Annotated in this window: 1 rRNA gene; it reads right to left on the reverse strand. The window is 49.0% G+C overall.

The features are described from left to right. Nucleotides 1-1,243 (reverse strand): 16S ribosomal RNA (locus EOD40_RS17830); the annotation flags it as partial. Nucleotides 1,244-1,267 lie beyond the last annotated feature (24 nt).

A 1,267-nucleotide genomic window follows, 5' to 3' on the forward strand; every position in this document is an offset into this window, starting at 1 on the left:
GTGGCTGCTCTCTGTACCGGCCATTGTAGCACGTGTGTAGCCCAAGGCGTAAGGGCCGTGATGATTTGACGTCATCCCCACCTTCCTCACAGTTTGCACTGGCAGTCTCGTTAGAGTTCCCGACATGACTCGCTGGCAACTAACAACAGGGGTTGCGCTCGTTATAGGACTTAACCTGACACCTCACGGCACGAGCTGACGACAACCATGCAGCACCTTGTAAATTGTCTTGCGAAAAGTCTGTTTCCAAACCGGTCAATCTACATTTAAGCCTTGGTAAGGTTCCTCGCGTATCATCGAATTAAACCACATGCTCCACCGCTTGTGCGGGCCCCCGTCAATTCCTTTGAGTTTCAGGCTTGCGCCCGTACTCCCCAGGTGGGATACTTATCACTTTCGCTTAGCCACTGAAGTTGCCCCCAACAGCTAGTATCCATCGTTTACGGCGTGGACTACCAGGGTATCTAATCCTGTTCGCTACCCACGCTTTCGTCCATCAGCGTCAATAAATTAGTAGTAACCTGCCTTCGCAATTGGTATTCCATGTAATCTCTAAGCATTTCACCGCTACACTACATATTCTAGTTACTTCCTAATAATTCAAGTCTAGCAGTATCAATGGCCGTTCCACCGTTGAGCGATGGGCTTTCACCACTGACTTACTAAACCGCCTACGGACCCTTTAAACCCAATGATTCCGGATAACGCTTGGATCCTCCGTATTACCGCGGCTGCTGGCACGGAGTTAGCCGATCCTTATTCTTACGATACCGTCAAGACATTACACGTAATGTTGTTTCTTCTCGTACAAAAGCAGTTTACAATCCATAGGACCGTCATCCTGCACGCGGCATGGCTGGTTCAGACTTGCGTCCATTGACCAATATTCCTCACTGCTGCCTCCCGTAGGAGTCTGGTCCGTGTCTCAGTACCAGTGTGGGGGATCTCCCTCTCAGGACCCCTACCCATCGTTGCCATGGTAAGCCGTTACCTTACCATCTAGCTAATGGGACGCATGCTCATCTTTCACCGTTGGAACTTTAATTATAAAATGATGCCACTCTATAATACTATGAGGTATTAATCCAAATTTCTCTGGGCTATCCCTCTGTGAAAGGTAGATTGCATACGCGTTACGCACCCGTGCGCCGGTCTCTTGGTCCGAAAACCAATACCCCTCGACTTGCATGTGTTAAGCCTGCCGCTAGCGTTCATCCTGAGCCAGGATCAAACTCTTCATCGTATATTGTTTGAGATTTTCATCTCT

The organism is Flavobacterium sufflavum (assembly GCF_004016525.1).
Lineage (GTDB): Bacteria > Bacteroidota > Bacteroidia > Flavobacteriales > Flavobacteriaceae > Flavobacterium > Flavobacterium sufflavum.